Annotated in this window: 14 protein-coding genes and 1 other annotated feature; of the genes, 10 read left to right on the top strand and 4 right to left on the bottom strand. The window is 51.4% G+C overall.

The window, feature by feature from the left end; translation table 11 throughout:
• The first annotated feature begins 74 nt into the window (after nucleotides 1–74).
• From OCY70_RS19355 to OCY70_RS19345, 3 genes are all read left to right on the top strand, one after another.
• A complete protein-coding gene (locus OCY70_RS19355; RefSeq protein ID WP_213429200.1) occupies nucleotides 75–1,115 on the top strand; it encodes a YkvI family membrane protein in 1,041 nt (346 codons plus the stop codon).
• Nucleotides 1,116–1,442: 327 nt separating this feature from the next.
• Nucleotides 1,443–2,009 carry a TetR/AcrR family transcriptional regulator gene (locus tag OCY70_RS19350; RefSeq protein ID WP_213429201.1) on the top strand — a complete coding sequence of 189 codons (567 nt, stop codon included), beginning with the start codon at nucleotides 1,443–1,445 and terminating at the stop codon, nucleotides 2,007–2,009.
• Between the two features lie 77 nt (nucleotides 2,010–2,086).
• A complete protein-coding gene (locus OCY70_RS19345) occupies nucleotides 2,087–5,095 on the top strand; it encodes a bifunctional cytochrome P450/NADPH--P450 reductase (protein WP_315973923.1) in 3,009 nt (1,002 codons plus the stop codon).
• Nucleotides 5,096–5,955: 860 nt separating this feature from the next.
• Here OCY70_RS19345 and OCY70_RS19340 read toward each other — a convergent pair.
• Nucleotides 5,956–7,629 (bottom strand): alkaline phosphatase, encoded by a 1,674-nt coding sequence (locus OCY70_RS19340; RefSeq protein WP_373871481.1) that lies wholly within the window; start codon nucleotides 7,627–7,629, stop codon nucleotides 5,956–5,958.
• A 330-nt stretch (nucleotides 7,630–7,959) separates the two neighbouring features.
• Nucleotides 7,960–8,185 (top strand) — a binding site (T-box leader).
• An 83-nt stretch (nucleotides 8,186–8,268) separates the two neighbouring features.
• Here OCY70_RS19340 and tyrS point away from each other — a divergent pair.
• From tyrS to OCY70_RS19315, 5 genes are all read left to right on the top strand, one after another.
• Entirely contained in the window at nucleotides 8,269–9,528 is a 1,260-nt protein-coding gene (gene tyrS / locus OCY70_RS19335) for a tyrosine--tRNA ligase (RefSeq protein WP_213429208.1), read from the top strand.
• A gap of 294 nt (nucleotides 9,529–9,822) precedes the next feature.
• Nucleotides 9,823–9,948 carry a hypothetical protein gene (locus tag OCY70_RS19330; protein WP_261945105.1) on the top strand — a complete coding sequence of 42 codons (126 nt, stop codon included), beginning with the start codon at nucleotides 9,823–9,825 and terminating at the stop codon, nucleotides 9,946–9,948.
• 134 nt (nucleotides 9,949–10,082) lie between these two features.
• Nucleotides 10,083–10,247, top strand: coding sequence for a hypothetical protein (locus OCY70_RS19325; protein WP_249725312.1), 165 nt, complete (start codon nucleotides 10,083–10,085; stop codon nucleotides 10,245–10,247).
• 164 nt (nucleotides 10,248–10,411) lie between these two features.
• Nucleotides 10,412–10,675: a GNAT family N-acetyltransferase gene (locus OCY70_RS19320; protein ID WP_249725314.1), complete on the top strand. Its 264-nt coding sequence runs from the start codon at nucleotides 10,412–10,414 to the stop codon at nucleotides 10,673–10,675.
• A 313-nt stretch (nucleotides 10,676–10,988) separates the two neighbouring features.
• Nucleotides 10,989–12,347: an IS1182 family transposase gene (locus OCY70_RS19315; RefSeq protein ID WP_261944512.1), complete on the top strand. Its 1,359-nt coding sequence runs from the start codon at nucleotides 10,989–10,991 to the stop codon at nucleotides 12,345–12,347.
• Between the two features lie 286 nt (nucleotides 12,348–12,633).
• Here the strand turns inward: OCY70_RS19315 and OCY70_RS19310 are convergent, their stop codons facing one another.
• Entirely contained in the window at nucleotides 12,634–13,251 is a 618-nt protein-coding gene (locus tag OCY70_RS19310; protein ID WP_213428996.1) for a histidine phosphatase family protein, read from the bottom strand.
• 119 nt (nucleotides 13,252–13,370) lie between these two features.
• Here OCY70_RS19310 and OCY70_RS19305 point away from each other — a divergent pair, with 119 nt between their 5' ends.
• Together OCY70_RS19305 and OCY70_RS19300 are read left to right on the top strand one after the other, a co-directional pair.
• Entirely contained in the window at nucleotides 13,371–14,282 is a 912-nt protein-coding gene (locus OCY70_RS19305; protein ID WP_213428995.1) for a LysR family transcriptional regulator, read from the top strand.
• 22 nt (nucleotides 14,283–14,304) lie between these two features.
• Nucleotides 14,305–14,928, top strand: a complete 624-nt coding sequence (locus tag OCY70_RS19300) for a LysE family translocator (protein WP_213428994.1) — start codon at nucleotides 14,305–14,307, stop codon at nucleotides 14,926–14,928.
• 5 nt (nucleotides 14,929–14,933) lie between these two features.
• Here the strand turns inward: OCY70_RS19300 and OCY70_RS19295 are convergent, their stop codons facing one another.
• Both OCY70_RS19295 and OCY70_RS19290 read right to left on the bottom strand, forming a co-directional pair.
• Entirely contained in the window at nucleotides 14,934–15,302 is a 369-nt protein-coding gene (locus OCY70_RS19295; RefSeq protein WP_373871476.1) for a GlcG/HbpS family heme-binding protein, read from the bottom strand.
• A 142-nt stretch (nucleotides 15,303–15,444) separates the two neighbouring features.
• On the bottom strand, nucleotides 15,445–16,113 hold the full coding sequence (locus tag OCY70_RS19290; RefSeq protein ID WP_213428992.1) for a DJ-1/PfpI family protein: 669 nt from the start codon (nucleotides 16,111–16,113) through the stop codon (nucleotides 15,445–15,447).
• Nucleotides 16,114–16,128: the final 15 nt, after the last annotated feature.

Genomic DNA, 16,128 nt, shown 5'->3' with positions numbered 1-16,128 from the left:
CTTTACTCCGAATATACTAGCATTTCAGACATAGAATAGATTGTATCTAGAAAACTTGTCTTGCGGGGGAGCCAATGAAAAATAGAGTGAGCATGATATTAAAAATTGCCGCAACCTATATCGGAACCGTTGTCGGGGCTGGCTTTGCTTCTGGTCAATCGATTATGCAGTTTTTCACCGTGTATGGAGCATTCGGAGGAGTAAGCATTGTTATAGCCACATTCTTGTTTATATGGCTTGGCATCAAAATGATGATTTTATCCCGCAGGATCCAGGCATTTTCCTACCAGGAATTCAATACTTTCCTGTTCGGCAATATGTTTGGCAAAGTCGCGAACGCACTGACTTTCCTTATCTTATTTGGCGTTACAGCCGTTATGCTGTCCGGTACGGGTTCCCTTTTCGAGGAGCAGCTTGGGCTTCCTTACCAGATTGGCATTGTTGTCAGTGTTGCGCTGAGTTATCTGGTCATGAGCAAGGAACTGAACGGGATTTTAGCCGTAAACTCTCTGGTTGTGCCCATGATGCTTGTATTTATATTGCTCATTGCCTTTCGGGCTATCGAAGCGGATGGGATATGGAGGGTGACCGGATCGTACACACAGCTATGGGACAACCTGAAATGGATGCTGAGTCCGTTTATGTATGCCGCATTGAATCTTGCTTTTGCTCAAGCCGTTATGGTGCCGCTAGTACGAGAGGTAGAGGATGAAAGCGCAATAAAGTGGGGCGGCTTCTTAGGGGGAGTTGGACTCGGGATTATGCTCTTAGTCAGCCATTTTGCGCTCAATTCCAGAATGCCGGAAATACTGCAGTTCCAACTTCCGATGGCCGAGATAATTCGAAGCTTGGGCCCATTCGTTCATGTGTTGTTCTTATTGGTGATTTATGAGGAAATCTTTACCACATTGATAGGCAATGTATTCGGGGTCACCAGACAGATTCAAAGTCTATACAACCTTCCGAAAAGCGCTATCGTATTGGCTGTGCTGCTGGCTTGCTTTATCATCAGCCAAGCGGGTTTTACGTCCCTGCTCACGTATCTTTATCCGCTATTCGGATATTTGGGAATCATTCTTCTCATTTTCTTGGCGGCAAAGCGAGTACCGGAATAGCAACGGCAAAAGCAAGAGTTTGAAGAAAGGGAACCGTCATTTGCCGACGGTTCTTTCTTATCGATTAGCGGTAGTGCCGAAGATGAAGGGAAGATGAACATGCGCAGCCAGGACAGAAATCATCGACGAAGGATGAGTCGGCGCTAGGCATGCTTAACGTCTTACCTATTATCCAAGGAGATGATGCCAACCTGCACCTTTACGGCCAATCCGCGTGGCAGAGATTGATCTTTTCACAAAAATTTGAATTTTATGCCTTGTAATATTGAAATTATTGGGATAACATACAGAGGAATGAACGTTCATTCCGTGAGAAAGGTGAGATTTGTGGCGACGACGAAGCGAGAAGACATTTTACTGGCAGCATTGCATTTGTTTACGGAGCGCGGCTTCGATGCGACAACCGTGCCGATGATTGCCGAGAGCGCCAATGTGGGAGCCGGTACTATTTACCGGTATTTCGAAAACAAAGAGGTCCTTCTGAATTCATTGTTTCAAGAATGCACGGAGCGATTTTTCCACACGGTCACCCAGGGTTTTCCCGAATCCGGAACCGTGCGGCAGCAATTTCATCACATTTTTATGCAAACGATCCATTTTGCCAAACGAAACAGAGAAGCGTTCTCGTTCATTGATTCACACTTGAATCCTCGATTACTGGACGAAAAAAGCCTGAAATCATTCCAAACGGGCATGGATTTTATTCGTCACTTCTTAGTCCAAGGACAGCAGCAAGGAATCATCTCTCCATTGCCGCCGAATGCATTGATTTCCATTTTCTATGGCGCTCTCGTCAAACTGTTCGAAACGATCAGAGCGGAGGTATTGGAGGAAACGGACGAGCTTCTTGCCGGCGTGGAGGAATGCTGTTGGAATGCGATACGGGTCCATTGACCTGGTCGCTTTTCATACCACAATGCGGAATGAATATTCATTCCGTGATGCGATTTCCAATGAGGAGGCGTAGTAGCATGACGATTGCGATTCCACAGCCTAGAACATACGGGCCGCTAGGCAACCTGCCCCAGATTGACACGGAAATGCCGATTCAGTCGTTCATGAAGCTGGCCGAAGAGTATGGCGAATTTTTTCGTGTAAAGCTGCCGTTTGGGCATTTGCACATTGTGTCGGGCTATGAATCGGTGAAGGAGCTTGCCGATCCGTCCCGTTTTGACAAAATCGTCGACAAAACCGTGCTGGAAAAGGTGCGCGCCATCTTGGGGGACGGGTTGTTCACTTCGGAGACCGAAGAGCCGAATTGGCGGAAGGCTCACAATATTTTGCTCCCGAGCTTCAGCCGGACGGCGATGCGCGGTTATTTCGACAAGATGCTGGAGATCGCGATCCAACTCGTCCAGAAGTGGTCGCGCCTTAATCCGGATGAAAGCGTGAACGTGCCGGAAGATATGACGCGGCTGGCGCTGGATACGATCGGATTATGCGGCTTCAATTACCGGTTTAACAGCTTTTACCGCGAGCAATCGCATCCGTTCGTCGCCGGCATGGTGCGGGCGCTCAGTGAAACGATGAGCCAAGCGCAGCGCCTCGGCATTCAGGATATGCTGATGGTGAAGTCGAGACGCCAGCTCCAGCAGGATCTCGAATTTATGTTTTCCTTGGTCGATAAAATTATCGCCGAACGGAAGGCCCAAGGTCAGCAGGAAGAGGATGACTTGCTGGCCCACATGCTGAAGGGCCAAGATCCGGAGACGGGAGAGGCGCTGGATGACACGAATATTCGGCATCAGATTATTACGCTCCTGATCGCCGGCCATGAGACGACGAGCGGTTTATTATCCTTTGCGCTGTACTATCTGTTGAATAATCCCGATAAGCTGCAAAAGGGATATGACGAGGTAGACCGCGTGTTAACCGATCCGGTTCCCACTTACGCCCAGGTGAAGAACTTGAAATACGTCCGCATGATTCTCGATGAAGCGCTCCGTCTATGGCCGACGGTTCCCGGATTCTCTTTGCAGGCGAAGCAGGATACGGTGCTGGCGGGAAAATATGCGGTGAACCAAGGAGACCGGATGGTTGTCCTGATTCCCCAATTGCATCGGGACGTCTCCGCATGGGGCGAGGATGCGGAGGTGTTCCGTCCGGAACGGTTCGAGGACCTGAGCCGGGTGCCGCATGATGCATACAAGCCGTTCGGTATCGGGCAGCGGGCCTGCATCGGCCAGCAATTCGCGCTGCAGGAGGCCACACTGGTGCTGGGACTGCTGCTCAAGCATTTCGAATTCATCGATCATGCCCATTACCAGTTGAAGGTGAAGGAGACGCTGACGATAAAGCCCGATGGCTTTACGATAAAAATCCGTCCCCGCCGCAGACAAACCGGCTTTATTTTCGCAGGCGCCGGAAGCGGGACGACAGCGCCGAAGAAACAGGCTGCCGAACGGGAAGCTTCGGATCCGGCGGAGCGCCATGATAGCCCGCTGCTCGTGCTGTACGGCTCCGATCTGGGCACGGCCGAGGGGATTGCCCGCGAGCTGGCGGATACGGCGCGTTACCAAGGCTTCCAGAGCAAGGTAGCGCCGCTGAACGATTATGCCGGAAAGCTGCCGACGGAGGGCGTGATCTACATCGTAACGTCGTCCTATAACGGCATGCCGCCTAATAATGCGCGCGGCTTCGTGCAGTGGCTTCGTCAAGCCCGCCCTGGCGAATTGGCAGGGATTCGCTATTGCGTCTTCGGCTGCGGCGACCGCAGCTGGGCCAGCACGTATCAGAGCGTTCCGGCATGGATTGACGAACAGATGGCGGCGAAAGGGGCGAAGCGGCTTTTACCGCTGGGCGGCGGCGATGTTAGCGGCGATTTCGAGACCGAGGTGGAAAATTGGCGCGATCAGCTCTGGCCTGCCGTGATGAGCTCGTTAGGACTGAGCTTCCAAGCGATGGAGCGTCAAACAGCCCCCGAGCTGTCCGTGGAAGTGGTTCGTGGCATGATGGAAGCGCCGCTTGCCGAAATGTACGACGCCCGCTATGCCCTGGTCGTTGAGAATCGCGAGCTTCAAAAGGAAGGAGGCGTTCGCCGCACGCGCCATATTGAAATTGCCCTTCCGGAGGAGAGCGTGTATCAAGAGGGAGATCATGTGGGCGTGTTCCCGCAAAATCGGAAGGAGCTCGTCGAACGTGTCTTGAAGCGCTTCGAATTGGATGGCAATGACCATGTCCTTCTGAAAACCTCCGGACTGAGCGTGGCGCACCTGCCGCTGGAGCGTCCGGTCAAGCTGTACGACCTGCTCGGCCGCAGCGTGGAATTGCAGGAGCCGGCGACCCGCGCGCAGATACGGGAGCTTGCCGCACGTACCGCATGCCCGCCCCATCAGCGGGAGCTGGAAGCATTGCTGGAGGAAGAGGCATACAAGTCGGATATTTTGCGGCAGCGGATATCGATGCTTGATTTGTTGGAAAAATACGCAGCCTGTGAAATGCCGTTTGAACGGTTTTTGGAGCTTCTGCCTCCGCTGAAAGCGCGATACTATTCGATTTCCAGTTCACCGCGCGTGCAGCCGCGGAAGGCCAGCATGACGGTGGGGGTCGCGCCGTTCCGCGGGTTCCTTCAGGCTCGCCGCGCGCTCAAGCGGGAAGGGGCCGAGCTTGGCGGGGCGCATCTCTATTTCGGCTGCCGCGACGAAGCGGATCATATATACCGAGAGGAGCTGGAGCAGTTCCAGCAAGAGGGGCTTGTTACGGTGCACACCGCATTTTCGCGGCTTCCGGGGCAGCCGAAAACGTATGTCCAGCATCTGATGCAGGAGCGGGACATGGAAATCATCGGCATCCTGGACCGGGGAGGCCAGTTCTATGTGTGCGGCGACGGGAGCAGGATGGCACCGGATGTAGAGGCCGCCTTGCGCCAATGCTATCAGACGGTTCACGGCGTTGGCGAAGCGGAGGCGAAAGCATGGCTCGATCGGCTCGAGGCCGAAGGACGTTACGTCAAAGACGTGTGGGCCGGCGGAAAGGATTGATTGCCGGGCTCAATGTGATTGAAGCGAAAATGGAAAGAAACAAAGTGAGATAGATTCCAAAAAAGCAGCCTTAGTCCGAAGCGCAAGCGGATTAAGGCTCTTTTCTTTGCTTATGGTTCAGGTGGAGAAAACGGATGGCTATTCTGAGCAAGAGGTGCAGGACATGTTTGGCGCTTGGCTATAGAAAAATCAGCGTGTTCTCTAACCCGTTCATGTTCCGGATCACTTATTGATGGCGGAGAAAAAACTACTGGTGGACCATAATTTGATGGTTGCTCAAAACTGATGGTGGCTCAAAGCTTTGTGGTTGCTCAAAACTGATGGTGGCTCAAAACTGATGGTGGATCTAAGCTTGATGGTGGGCCAAAACTTGATGGTGGCTGGACCAAAGCTGCAAAAGTACAGGATTTTTGGCCATTTCCGGTGGGTTAAGAGGAAATTGCTGCAGCGCTGCAGCAATTTCGTGAAATAACGGGCGGACTAAGCATTATAGAGGAAAAATGATGTAATTTTGCAGGATTGGCTTCGAGTACACTTGCCCGAAAAATCAAAACTGTAATTTTACAGGATTGGTGATGCGGCGGGGGGACATGAGCGGCTGCTGTCCTCTAGCGCGGGGTAGGGCGTTGCAGGTGGGAAGTCGCTGGTGCGGTCAGCCTTGCAAGAAGGCGCTGATGCGGCAGCCTTGCAAGAAGGCGCTGGTACGGCAGCCTTGCTAGAAGACGCCGGTGCGGCCAGCCCAGACTAGATAGCGCGGATGCCGTCAGCCTTTACTAGAAGGGCTGATCGAGTCGGTCGGCTCACAGGGCCGCCCCCTTAAAAAAGGCAGGATGATAAGCATCATCCCGCCCGATAATCATTTATTTCAGTATGATGCGTTCGGACAAGGCATCCCACTTCAAGGTTTGGCCTGTCAACTGGCTGAACGCCTCCAGATTCAGATAGAGAACATTGCCATCAAGCTCGGCCGGAAGGGCACTGGTTTTGCCGTTCACGGTCACTTTGCTTCCGCTCTGCACGTTTAAGGTCACATCGCCTTTCGTAAAGGTCGTGACCTTCGTGTCCTTGTTATCCGCGACTTTGATTTGCAGGGCTTGGGCGAGCTTGACGGCAGGGAATAGAACGTCGCCGTCGCCGTTTACTTTATATTTCGGGTACAGGTGCTTGCTTTGCAGAGCTTTTGTTGCTTTTTCCAGATCCAACCCGGCGACTTGCGCGATGCTGGTTGCGATTGCTGTATTGTCAATCTGCCCTTGCACATGCTGCACGATCGGACCGTAAGCCCACACGCCGACGTCGACGGCCGAGTGGCCGTGTCCGGACCAGCCGATCAAGTAGCGCTTGGCCATCACCTGGTTGAAGGCGCCTTCCTGCTTGTACGAGGTGCCGTCTCCCTCCATAATATACTGCGCCTCTTCTTCCGTAATATCTGTAAATCCGGTATGTTTCTTGATTAGCTCCTTGATTTCCGCTGTTGACGTTGCCTGCGCAAGCTGTGGCGCGAGCAGCTCGGAAGAGATTTTTTGTGCGTCCCATGCGGCTACGTTCAGCTCGTAAATATTGTCGCGGGCAAGCGAGAGGCCGCCCGTCTCATGGTCGGCTGTAATGACAACGGAAGTGTTGCCGTCCTTCTTCGCGAAGTCAAGCGCTACCTTCACGGCGGCGTCGAAATCGAGCGTCTCCTGGATCATGGCGCCGAAATCGTTCGCGTGGGCGGCATGGTCGATTCGTCCGCCCTCGACCATCATCGTGAACCCCTTCGGATTCGCGGACAGAGCTTCGATCGCCTTGGCCGTCATGTCGGCAAGACTCGGGGTCTCCGGCTTGCGATCCAGCATATAATCGACGTGGGAATCATGGAACAAGCCGAGAATTTTTTGATTTTTCGACGTTAGGACCTGCAAGCCTTTTTTATCGTATACGACTTTATAGCCTTTTTTCTCAAAATCGGGAATGATCGTCTTGTCGTCACGCTTGCCTTTCTCTTTCTTGCTGACGAAATGGCGCTTGCCGCCGCCTAACAGTACATCCACGCCGGACTCCAAATATTGAGAGGCGATCGCATTTTCATTGTCACGGTTGCGGACATGTGCGGCGTATACGGCCGGAGTAGCATGCGTGATGCGCGCTGTCGTAACCAGTCCAGTCGACTTTCCTGCGGCTTTGGATGCTTCCATGACGGAAGCGAATGGCTTGGAAATATCCTCGTTCGAGACGCTGATGGCTGCGTTGTATGTTTTATGTCCGGTCGCTAAGGCCGTTCCCGCAGAAGCGGAGTCCGTAACTTCGCCGGACACGACGGTGTCGCCGTCTTCGCCTTTGTCGGCAAAGGTCGTGGCTTGACCGACGTAAATGCTGTCCAGGTTCAGAGACGGCTTTTTCAGCTTATTTTTGGAGTAAATCCGTGCTGCGGATACTTGCGCGGGTCCCATGCCATCGCCGATGAGCACGATGATGTTTTTGGATTCCGGCTGCGGCTTCCCTGCTCCCGCGGCCAGTACCTCGTCGGATTGCCATGCGCCAAATGGAAGCATCAGCAGTGCCAGCGCAGCAACCAGTGATCTCCGTACGAATAAACTCAATTGGTATCCCTCCAACCAAATATGTACTTAACCTCCTTCATTATGGAAGGGAATTGTTAAAGGAATGGCAAGAATGTGTAATCGGGACGTAAATTCAATATAAATGTTTTGTAAAGGGGAGCGGCTAAACTATTTTTTTGGAGATGGGATGAACTAGGGGTTTTTTATATAGTGGAGTAATGAAGATGAATTTATCCAATGCCTGCTGCAGGTTCATAATTTGGCTGCCCTCTATTTGACAACCGATTCATAATTCACTATAATGGCTTGTAATCTTATACGGAATATACGTTGAAAGAGCGCAGTAGCAGGCAGTCACTGTTCACAGAAAGCCAGGGGTTGATGGGACCTGGCAGCATACTGTTTCCTTGCGAATTACACTCTGGAGTATCTTGGGTAATGCCAAGCGGGATAGCTCACGATAACGGGCTGAGAGCGGTATGATGATCCGGTTCTTCCGGTCGTTGTACAAGTTGGGTGGTAACGCGGTTATTCAATCGTCCCTGGATCTGGTGCAGATCAGGGGCGATTTTTTATTTTCACGTATATTCAGGCTTATAAGACAAAGAACAGGGCAGGGAGCTGAGAATGTTGAATATTATTGATGAATTGGAATGGCGCGAGGCGATTAATCAGCAGACGGATGCCGAAGGGCTGCGCAAGCTGGTGGAAGAACAGTCGATATCGTTGTACTGCGGGGTGGATCCGACCGGAGACAGCATGCATATCGGGCATCTCATTCCATTCATGATGCTGAAGCGATTCCAGTTGGCGGGGCACAAGCCCGTCATTCTGATCGGCGGCGCGACCGGAACGATCGGCGACCCGAGCGGACGGCAATCCGAGCGCTCGCTGCAGACGATGGAGCAGGTGCAGGCGAATGTGGAGGCGCTGACCGCGCAGATGAAAAAGCTGTTCCTGACCGACGGGGACAATCAACTGCGGATGGTGAACAACTATGACTGGACGCATCAGTTGAATGTGATTGACTTTTTGCGCGACTACGGGAAAAATTTCAGCATTAATACGATGCTGGCCAAAGATATTGTGGCGAACCGCCTGGAGAGCGGGATCTCCTACACTGAATTCTCCTACCAAATCTTGCAATCTATGGACTTCCTGCATCTGTACCGGGAAGAGGGCGTACAGTTGCAAATCGGCGGTTCCGATCAGTGGGGGAATATTACGAGCGGTCTGGACTTGATTCGCAAAAAGGAAGGCCCTGAGGCCAAGGCGTTCGGCCTGACGATTCCGCTGATGCTGAAAGCGGACGGCACGAAGTTCGGCAAAACGGCCGGCGGAGCGATCTGGCTCGATCCGAAGAAGACGACGCCGTATGAGTTCTACCAGTTCTGGGCGAACACCGATGACCGCGATGTCGTGAAATATTTGAAATACTTCACTTTCCTCGATAAAGAGGCGATTGAAGCGCTGGCCGAGAAAGTGCGCACCGAGCCGCATAAGCGCGAAGCGCAAATTACGCTGGCCGAAGAAATGACGAGATTCGTTCACGGAGAAGAGATGCTGGCTCAGGCGAAACGAATTACGGCCGCGCTGTTCAGCGGCGATATCCGGTCATTGACTGCGGATGAAATTGAGCAAGGCTTCAAGGAAATGCCGACGTTTGAAGCTTCCACAGAATCCAATAATATCGTGGAGTGGCTCGTCGATACAGGCATTGAGCCGTCGAAGCGCCAGGCGCGCGAGGATATTGCGAATGGCGCCATTTCGCTGAACGGCGAGCGGGTGACCGATCTGGAATTCGTCGTCGGCGCCGAGCATGCGATTGAAGGACGCTTCATCATTATCCGCAAAGGAAAGAAGAAATATCATTTGGTGAAATTGGTGTAAGTGTAAGGACGAAATGAGAGGCAAGCAAAACGAGGGTCAGGGCGATGTTGAAATCGCTGCTGCGCCCTCGTTTTTTTATCATGTAAAAGTGATGCGACTGGGGCCGGCAGATAGCCTGATAGCCGCTCGATCATGCGCGGTATTCATCACCCTGGGCGGGGCTTGCAATTGTTTCTTTTTCCAAGTACGATGAAAACAATTATATAGTTGTACGTGAAGAATGTGTGTTAGATATTTACATGGTACCATCATCTGCACTTATGACGAGGAAATGGCGAAAGGAGGAGTATTCGTATGAAGAAGAGAGCTTTGAAGTCTTTGTCTGCAGGTACAGGGTACTCTACCGCTGTTTTCTTTGATCATGCCGCAATTACGGGAGAAGTATGTCCAAAATCGGATGAAAGCGGCTATTTCCTGTAGATTCGCGTGATCTTGCCAGGATACAGTAGAGAAAAAAAGCCACAGGCCGCATCCCTGTGGTTGCATTGAATGTGATTTGCACCGCAGGGGGGGCCTGTGGTTTTTTTAATTTTAGACCCAAGGAGGAAGGTATCATGAAATTGATCGGAAGCAACGTGTACGTCAGGCCTGTCGAGGAGTCGGATGCGGATATGCTGCTCGCTCTCAAAGTAAAGAACAGGCATTTCTTTCAACAGTTCACAGGGTTGCGGGAAGCGTCTTTTTATACGCTACAAGGCCAGGCGGATCGAATTAAATAGGCGGTGGAACAAAGCAAAGAAGACAAAGCATACTTCTTTGTCATTTGCTTGCGAGCATCGGGAAATAGTCATTGGCGAAATCATGTTGACCGAAGTCGTCAGATACAACCTGCAAAGCTGTTGGCTTGGCCTTTCTGGATCAGGAACACAATGGGAAAGGCTATATGACCGAAGCGGTTAAGCTTGTTGTCCGGCATGCCTTTGACAAACTGGATTTTCACCGCATTGAAGCGGGCGTCATGCCGCATAACATAGGTTCTATCAAAGTGCTGCTCAAGGCCGGATTCCACAAGGAAGGGATTGCCAAGCAAAATGTGAAAATTCATGGCCGCTGGGAGGATCATCAGACATTAGCCATTATTAATGAAGACGATACAAGGGAAGGTTTAAGCATGGGCCGCCCGGCGGAAAATTCATATCGGAGCTAAAATCGGCAACTAGCCGCAAGCAGTGGCCTGTCCATTCGCAGTTTTTAGCTGCAGTGAGAGACAGTCCCCTTGCTTTTCAATGCGCGACTTGCCGAAAAACTGCAAATCTGCAGTTTTCCTATATGATGTTTATTCCGTTACAGGAATTGCTGCAAAACCGCATCAATGTCAGTCATGCCTACAGATGAAAAGCAAAAATCGAGGAAAATGATGCATTTTTCAGAGTGTTGAGAAAGTCTATGTTAATTACCCATTCACCGCGTTAATTTGGTATAATGTTCTTATCATAATCCATGGAAAGCGCGGTGTTTGTATGCTTTACACGAATGATCCCAACCCACAACTGGACTATGAACTGGTTTGTCTTGAGCATATGGTTGCCCCTGATCACTTGCTTCGTCATATCGATAAACATATTGATTTTACCTTTATTTTGGACCTTGTGCGTCCTTACTACAGCGAGTCGAACGGCCGACCATCTGTGGATCCCATTGTGTTCTTTAAAATGCTGCTGATCGGCTACTTGTATAACATTCGCTCAGAGCGAGAACTGGAGCGAGTCGTCAACGATTCCCTGGCTTTTCGGTGGTTCTTACGGCTCGGGCTTTCCGGCAAAGCGCCTGACCATTCGATCTTTAGCTGGAACCGGAAAAATCGGTTTAAGGATACTACCGTCTTCCAAGATATCTTCGATAATATCGTTCAGCAGGCGATTCAGCACAACATGGTGGGAGGGCGGCTGCTCTTTACCGACTCCACGCATATCAAGGCAAATGCCAATAACGGACGGTACGAGAAACGAGAAGTCACTTGTACGCCTTATGAATATCTCCAAGAGCTGGAGCAAGCCGTGAATGAGGATCGGGTCGCTTTTGGAAAAAAGCCACTGCCTCCCAAAGAGGAGGCCGAAACCAAGGAACAAAAAGTTAGCTTAACAGATCCGGATAGCGGAAACCTGAATCGGGATGGAAAACCGGAAGGGTTTCATTATTTAGATCACCGCACCGTAGATCATAAATACAACGTGATTACGGACTGCTACGTTACGCCTGGAAATGTGAATGATTCGGTTGTTTATGTGGATCGTCTACTACATCAAATAGAGAAGTTTGGCTGGGAAAAGTCGCTGGAGGCCGTTGCACTCGACTCTGGTTACATGACGGCCTATGTTTGTTACCGTACGAACAAATTAAACATCACGGCAGTTATTCCAGAGCGTTCGACCCGTGAACACGGTGTATTTCCCAAAGAGAAATTTCATTATGATGCAGAAAAGAATGTTTTTATCTGTCCAAACCAGCAAGAACTCACGTACCGCACCACAACACGAAAAGGATTCAGAGATTATAAATCCGATCCCAAACAATGCGCTGCCTGTCCATTATTGAGCAAGTGTAACGAGAACAAAAATAAACAACGCACCATACAACGGCATATCTGGGAAGAACACAAAGAGAAAGTAGTTCAAAACTTCCAGAGTGAGAGCGGAAAAGCCGTTTATGCCCTACGCGCCCAAACCATTGAGCGAAGTTTCGCGGATGCCAAAGTGCTCCATGGACTTCGCTATTGCCGGTTTCGGGGAAGAGACAAGGTGCAGGAGCAAGTGCTAATGACAGCCACTGCACAGAACATAAAAAAGATAGCCACACATCTCGCCAGAAGGGTGGGGTAAAGCAAAGACCCCATCCCCCCTCCATTCTCTCTCACCAAACACCACTTTTTCCCAGCAAAATGATATTACAATGATATTACTTCGTAAAAAACAGGGGTTTTCCAACAGCCTGATTTTTGCAGGAATTGCGTCAGATACCAGACGAAATCAAGTAAATTCCTGCCTTTACGCAGGATTTGATGGCTTCCCATCATCGGCCCCTTTTCCCGCCGCCGCTTCTCCCCTCTATATTCTTGTTCCCCGCAGTCTTGTGCGCTCCCCATGGGATAGGAGAATTCCGCACTCCCTATTGATAATGAGATGTATCCCCGTACATTTCAATGGTTGGAACACGGTTCTCTATCGATATTTTGCTGAGGCTGGCCGATTGGATATCCGGCAAGCTTCCAAGCTCATGCAATGTTTTATTTCCGTAATAGCCCATAATTGTCTTCAGAGTAATGCGGTGAGTCACAATCAGCACCGTCTCGCCCTGATGTCTGGAGATGATGCTGTCGATAGCGGGGATTACCCTGCTTATCAACTGCTCATAGGTTTCTCCGCAGCCTGTCGGCTGATACAAATCCGGGCGGTTGAAAAAATGTAAATACTGTTGGCCAAACTGGTTCTCGATGAATTCAATATGCTGTCCCTCCCAGAGCCCCAAATTGATTTCCATAAATTCATCCATCGGCCTGATGCTGACCTGCTTATGGCCCGCTGCGATCCGGGCCGTTCTCCAAGCCCGCAGGCTGGAGCTTGAATAGACCGCATCCAACCGCACCGGCTCTAATCTTTGTTGCAGCCATTCCGCTTGCAGCACGCCCAAGCTTGTAAGAGGCGAGTCTTTGTGGCCCTGCATTCTCTCTTCCACATTCCATTCCGTCTGTCCATGTCTCGTCAAGTATAATGTCGTCTTTGCCAAGGCGCAGCCCTCCATCTTTACATACCGTTCTCGTCTCGAGTATACTATTGAAAAATATAGAATAATAATATATTTTGAACGATATTCATAATGAAAATATATAATAGGGAGCGCGAAGCATGAATTTGCATGCCCTCAAAATATGTTATACCGTTGCCTTGACAGGGAGCGTAACGAAAGCGGCGGAGAAGCTGAAGATTAGCCAGCCGGCCATCACGGCCCAGATTAAGAAATTCGAGAAAGAACTGGATGTCCCCCTGTTCGAGGCGAAAGGAAGGGGAGTCGCGCTTACGGCCATTGGTCAAAAAATAATGAATCCGACAAAGCGGCTCTTCGCGCTGGAGGGGCAGATCGAAGCGATGGTGGAAGAATATCGCAGGCATCGCGGCGGCAAATTGCGCATCGTCGGAACCTACTTGGCAACGAGCTGCCTCATTCCAAGATGGGCTGCCCAATTCAAAAGCAATCACCCGGAAATTGAGGTGCAGATTACAACGGCGAACACGCAGGATGCGCTGGAGCAGCTTATGAATTACGGGGCGGATATCGCGATATGCGGAGGAGAGCCCGATAGCCATTCCGCGGAAGTGGAGCGGGAGGAGCTCTTTCGGGATGAAGTGTGGTTCGTCGTCGCCCCTGACCACAAGTATGCGAATCGGCATATCTCCTTTGGTCAAATGATGAAGGAGCCCTTTATCATGAGAGAGGAAGGAAGCGCGATCCGGGAGCGGCTGTTCGCCCTCTGCAAGACGCACCTGGTAAGCCCTCCCCAAGTCGCGCTCCAATTTAGCGGCCTGAACGAGACGATTCATGCCGTCGCTTCCGGGTATGGAGCCAGCTTCATCTCTTCTCTGGCAGCCAGGGAGCATGTCAATCGGGGAGAGCTGGCCCGAGTGCATGTGGACGAGATGCTTCCCGTCAATACGATCGCCTTATGTACGCGCAGACATCAAAAATACGAAGCTTACGTTACCGAATTTATATCGATGATTCGCAGAAATCTGCATGGCTACGCGAAGGGAAGCCAGTGAACAAAAGAGGGGAGCTGATCGAATGGACGTCCTGGCCGTATTATCTTTTCTGGGGGTGGCCGTACTTCTTACGCTGATGCCTGGCCCAGATAACGTGTTTGTCCTTGCGCAGAGCCTATCCCAGGGGAAAAAAGCCGGCATAGCAACGGCGCTTGGGCTGTGTACGGGCCTGATCGTACACGTTGCCGCCGCGACATTCGGGATTTCAGCGATTATTTATCAATCCGCGCTCGCATTTGCGGTCGTGAAGTATGCCGGAGCCGTCTATTTATTGTATTTGGCCTGGAAGTCGTTTCGTGAAAAAGGATCCGTGCTCACATGGAATGAGGAGACAGCGGTAAACTATTACGCGTTATACAAAAAAGGAATATTGATGAATCTCCTCAATCCGAAAGTATCCTTGTTTTTCTTGGCCTTGTTGCCTCAGTTTGTCGATCAAGCAGCCGGTCATGTCCCGGTGCAAATGCTTGTTTTGGGAGTCGTTTTTATACTCCAGGCCATCATTCTGTTTAGCGTGATCAGCTTTTTTGCGGAAAAGCTGCGTTCCCTTTTAGCAAAGAGCCCGTCGATTTCTCGAAAAATGAACTATATTCAAGGTACTTTGCTGGGGCTTATCGCCGCGCAAATTGCCTTCAGTGAAAAGTAATCCGTTCATTCACGAATGAAGTAAGGCGAGGGATAGGTTGAATTGCCCGTGCCGATTCGTACCGTTCCGATTGGCGAGCCGCCTCGCTCGTGAATACTCTCGAACGCCTGCACGGCGGCATTGGCCACTTCAATGTCTTGCGCGCTTGTGCCGCCGCTTACGCCGATCCCCCCGACGATGATCCCTTTTTTGACATTGTTGATAGCGATATCGATAGCGGAGATCCGGGCATTATCCATCCGGTGCAGCGCGATAAGGTTCGTCCCTTCGTCCACGATGGCGATCACCTCGGACAGACCGAGCTCGCGGGACTTCCGTTCCGCGGCGGCGATCAGCAATTTCGCGGCTTCCAATGTCAGTTTGATCAAGTTCATTCACTCCCAGATGTTCATCTGGTGTAGTGTATGGTCATTCACCCAGATTCGTGCTTGGGGATGGCGTCAAGACGAGACACAGCGATCGCTCCCCGGTTCGAACCAGGGAGCGGTCGCTGTTGATTTCATGCGGTCTGCCCGCTTATTTTCCGCTTGGATGGAAATATTCGATATCCTCTTTGTACACGCTGTACGCTTCGGAATATTCCATCACGCGGGCTACATCCGAGATGAAGGCTTCGTCATATCCGGCCCGCCGCAGCAGATGGAAGCTCATTTCCATGCCGGAGGCGATGCCTGCTCCGGTAATGATTCGGCCGGCATCGACAATGCGTGCCCGGCTGATCGTGCATGCCGGCGCGAGTTCGGCAAGCCGTTCGATAGGCACCTTGCCCATGTCGGAAGCTTCCAGCCGATCCGGTTCTTTGCGGCTGGTCGCCGGCAGCCCGTCCAGAAGTCCCATCTTCCCATAGATCCAGGAGCCGGTGCAGACGCTGGTCAGCAAGGTCGTCTCGGGCAGCGAGCGTATAAAGTGGTGCAGCCGCTTGTTGTAGGTCTCCTGCCGGGTTCCGAACCCGCCGGGGATGAGAAAGGCATCCATATCCGGCATGTCGTTGAAGCTGTAGTTGGGGTGGACCGTAAGGCCCGCTTGGGTCTGGACAGGTCTTAATGCATCGGCGACCAGAAAGGCGTCAAGCCCGGGATCCAGTCTGCGCGCTACCGAAAATACGCCGTAAGGCGCGGCATAATCGACGACTTCGGCATCTTTGAAAATATAGACACCCAATCGGAAGCCTTGTTTTTTACTCATTCTTCATCCTCTCGC

It is taken from the genome of Paenibacillus melissococcoides (assembly GCA_944800085.1).
Lineage (GTDB): Bacteria > Bacillota > Bacilli > Paenibacillales > Paenibacillaceae > Paenibacillus_B > Paenibacillus_B melissococcoides.
Note: the sequence above shows the minus strand (reverse complement) of the source record. Positions and strands in the feature narration are given on the sequence as shown.

Excerpts from the sequence above, each read along its gene's own strand:
- OCY70_RS19355 (WP_213429200.1), top strand. The coding sequence starts at position 75 with ATGAAAAATAGAGTGAGCATGATATTAAAAATTGCCGCAACCTATATC.
- OCY70_RS19345 (WP_315973923.1), top strand. The coding sequence starts at position 2,087 with ATGACGATTGCGATTCCACAGCCTAGAACATACGGGCCGCTAGGCAAC.
- OCY70_RS19340 (WP_373871481.1), bottom strand. The coding sequence starts at position 7,629 with ATGCTTCCATTTGGCGCATGGCAATCCGACGAGGTACTGGCCGCGGGA.
- OCY70_RS19330 (WP_261945105.1), top strand. The coding sequence starts at position 9,823 with ATGAAGAAGAGAGCTTTGAAGTCTTTGTCTGCAGGTACAGGGTACTCT.
- OCY70_RS19325 (WP_249725312.1), top strand. The coding sequence starts at position 10,083 with ATGAAATTGATCGGAAGCAACGTGTACGTCAGGCCTGTCGAGGAGTCG.
- OCY70_RS19320 (WP_249725314.1), top strand. The coding sequence starts at position 10,412 with ATGACCGAAGCGGTTAAGCTTGTTGTCCGGCATGCCTTTGACAAACTG.
- OCY70_RS19315 (WP_261944512.1), top strand. The coding sequence starts at position 10,989 with ATGCTTTACACGAATGATCCCAACCCACAACTGGACTATGAACTGGTT.
- OCY70_RS19305 (WP_213428995.1), top strand. The coding sequence starts at position 13,371 with ATGAATTTGCATGCCCTCAAAATATGTTATACCGTTGCCTTGACAGGG.
- OCY70_RS19300 (WP_213428994.1), top strand. The coding sequence starts at position 14,305 with ATGGACGTCCTGGCCGTATTATCTTTTCTGGGGGTGGCCGTACTTCTT.
- OCY70_RS19295 (WP_373871476.1), bottom strand. The coding sequence starts at position 15,302 with ATGAACTTGATCAAACTGACATTGGAAGCCGCGAAATTGCTGATCGCC.
- OCY70_RS19290 (WP_213428992.1), bottom strand. The coding sequence starts at position 16,113 with ATGAGTAAAAAACAAGGCTTCCGATTGGGTGTCTATATTTTCAAAGAT.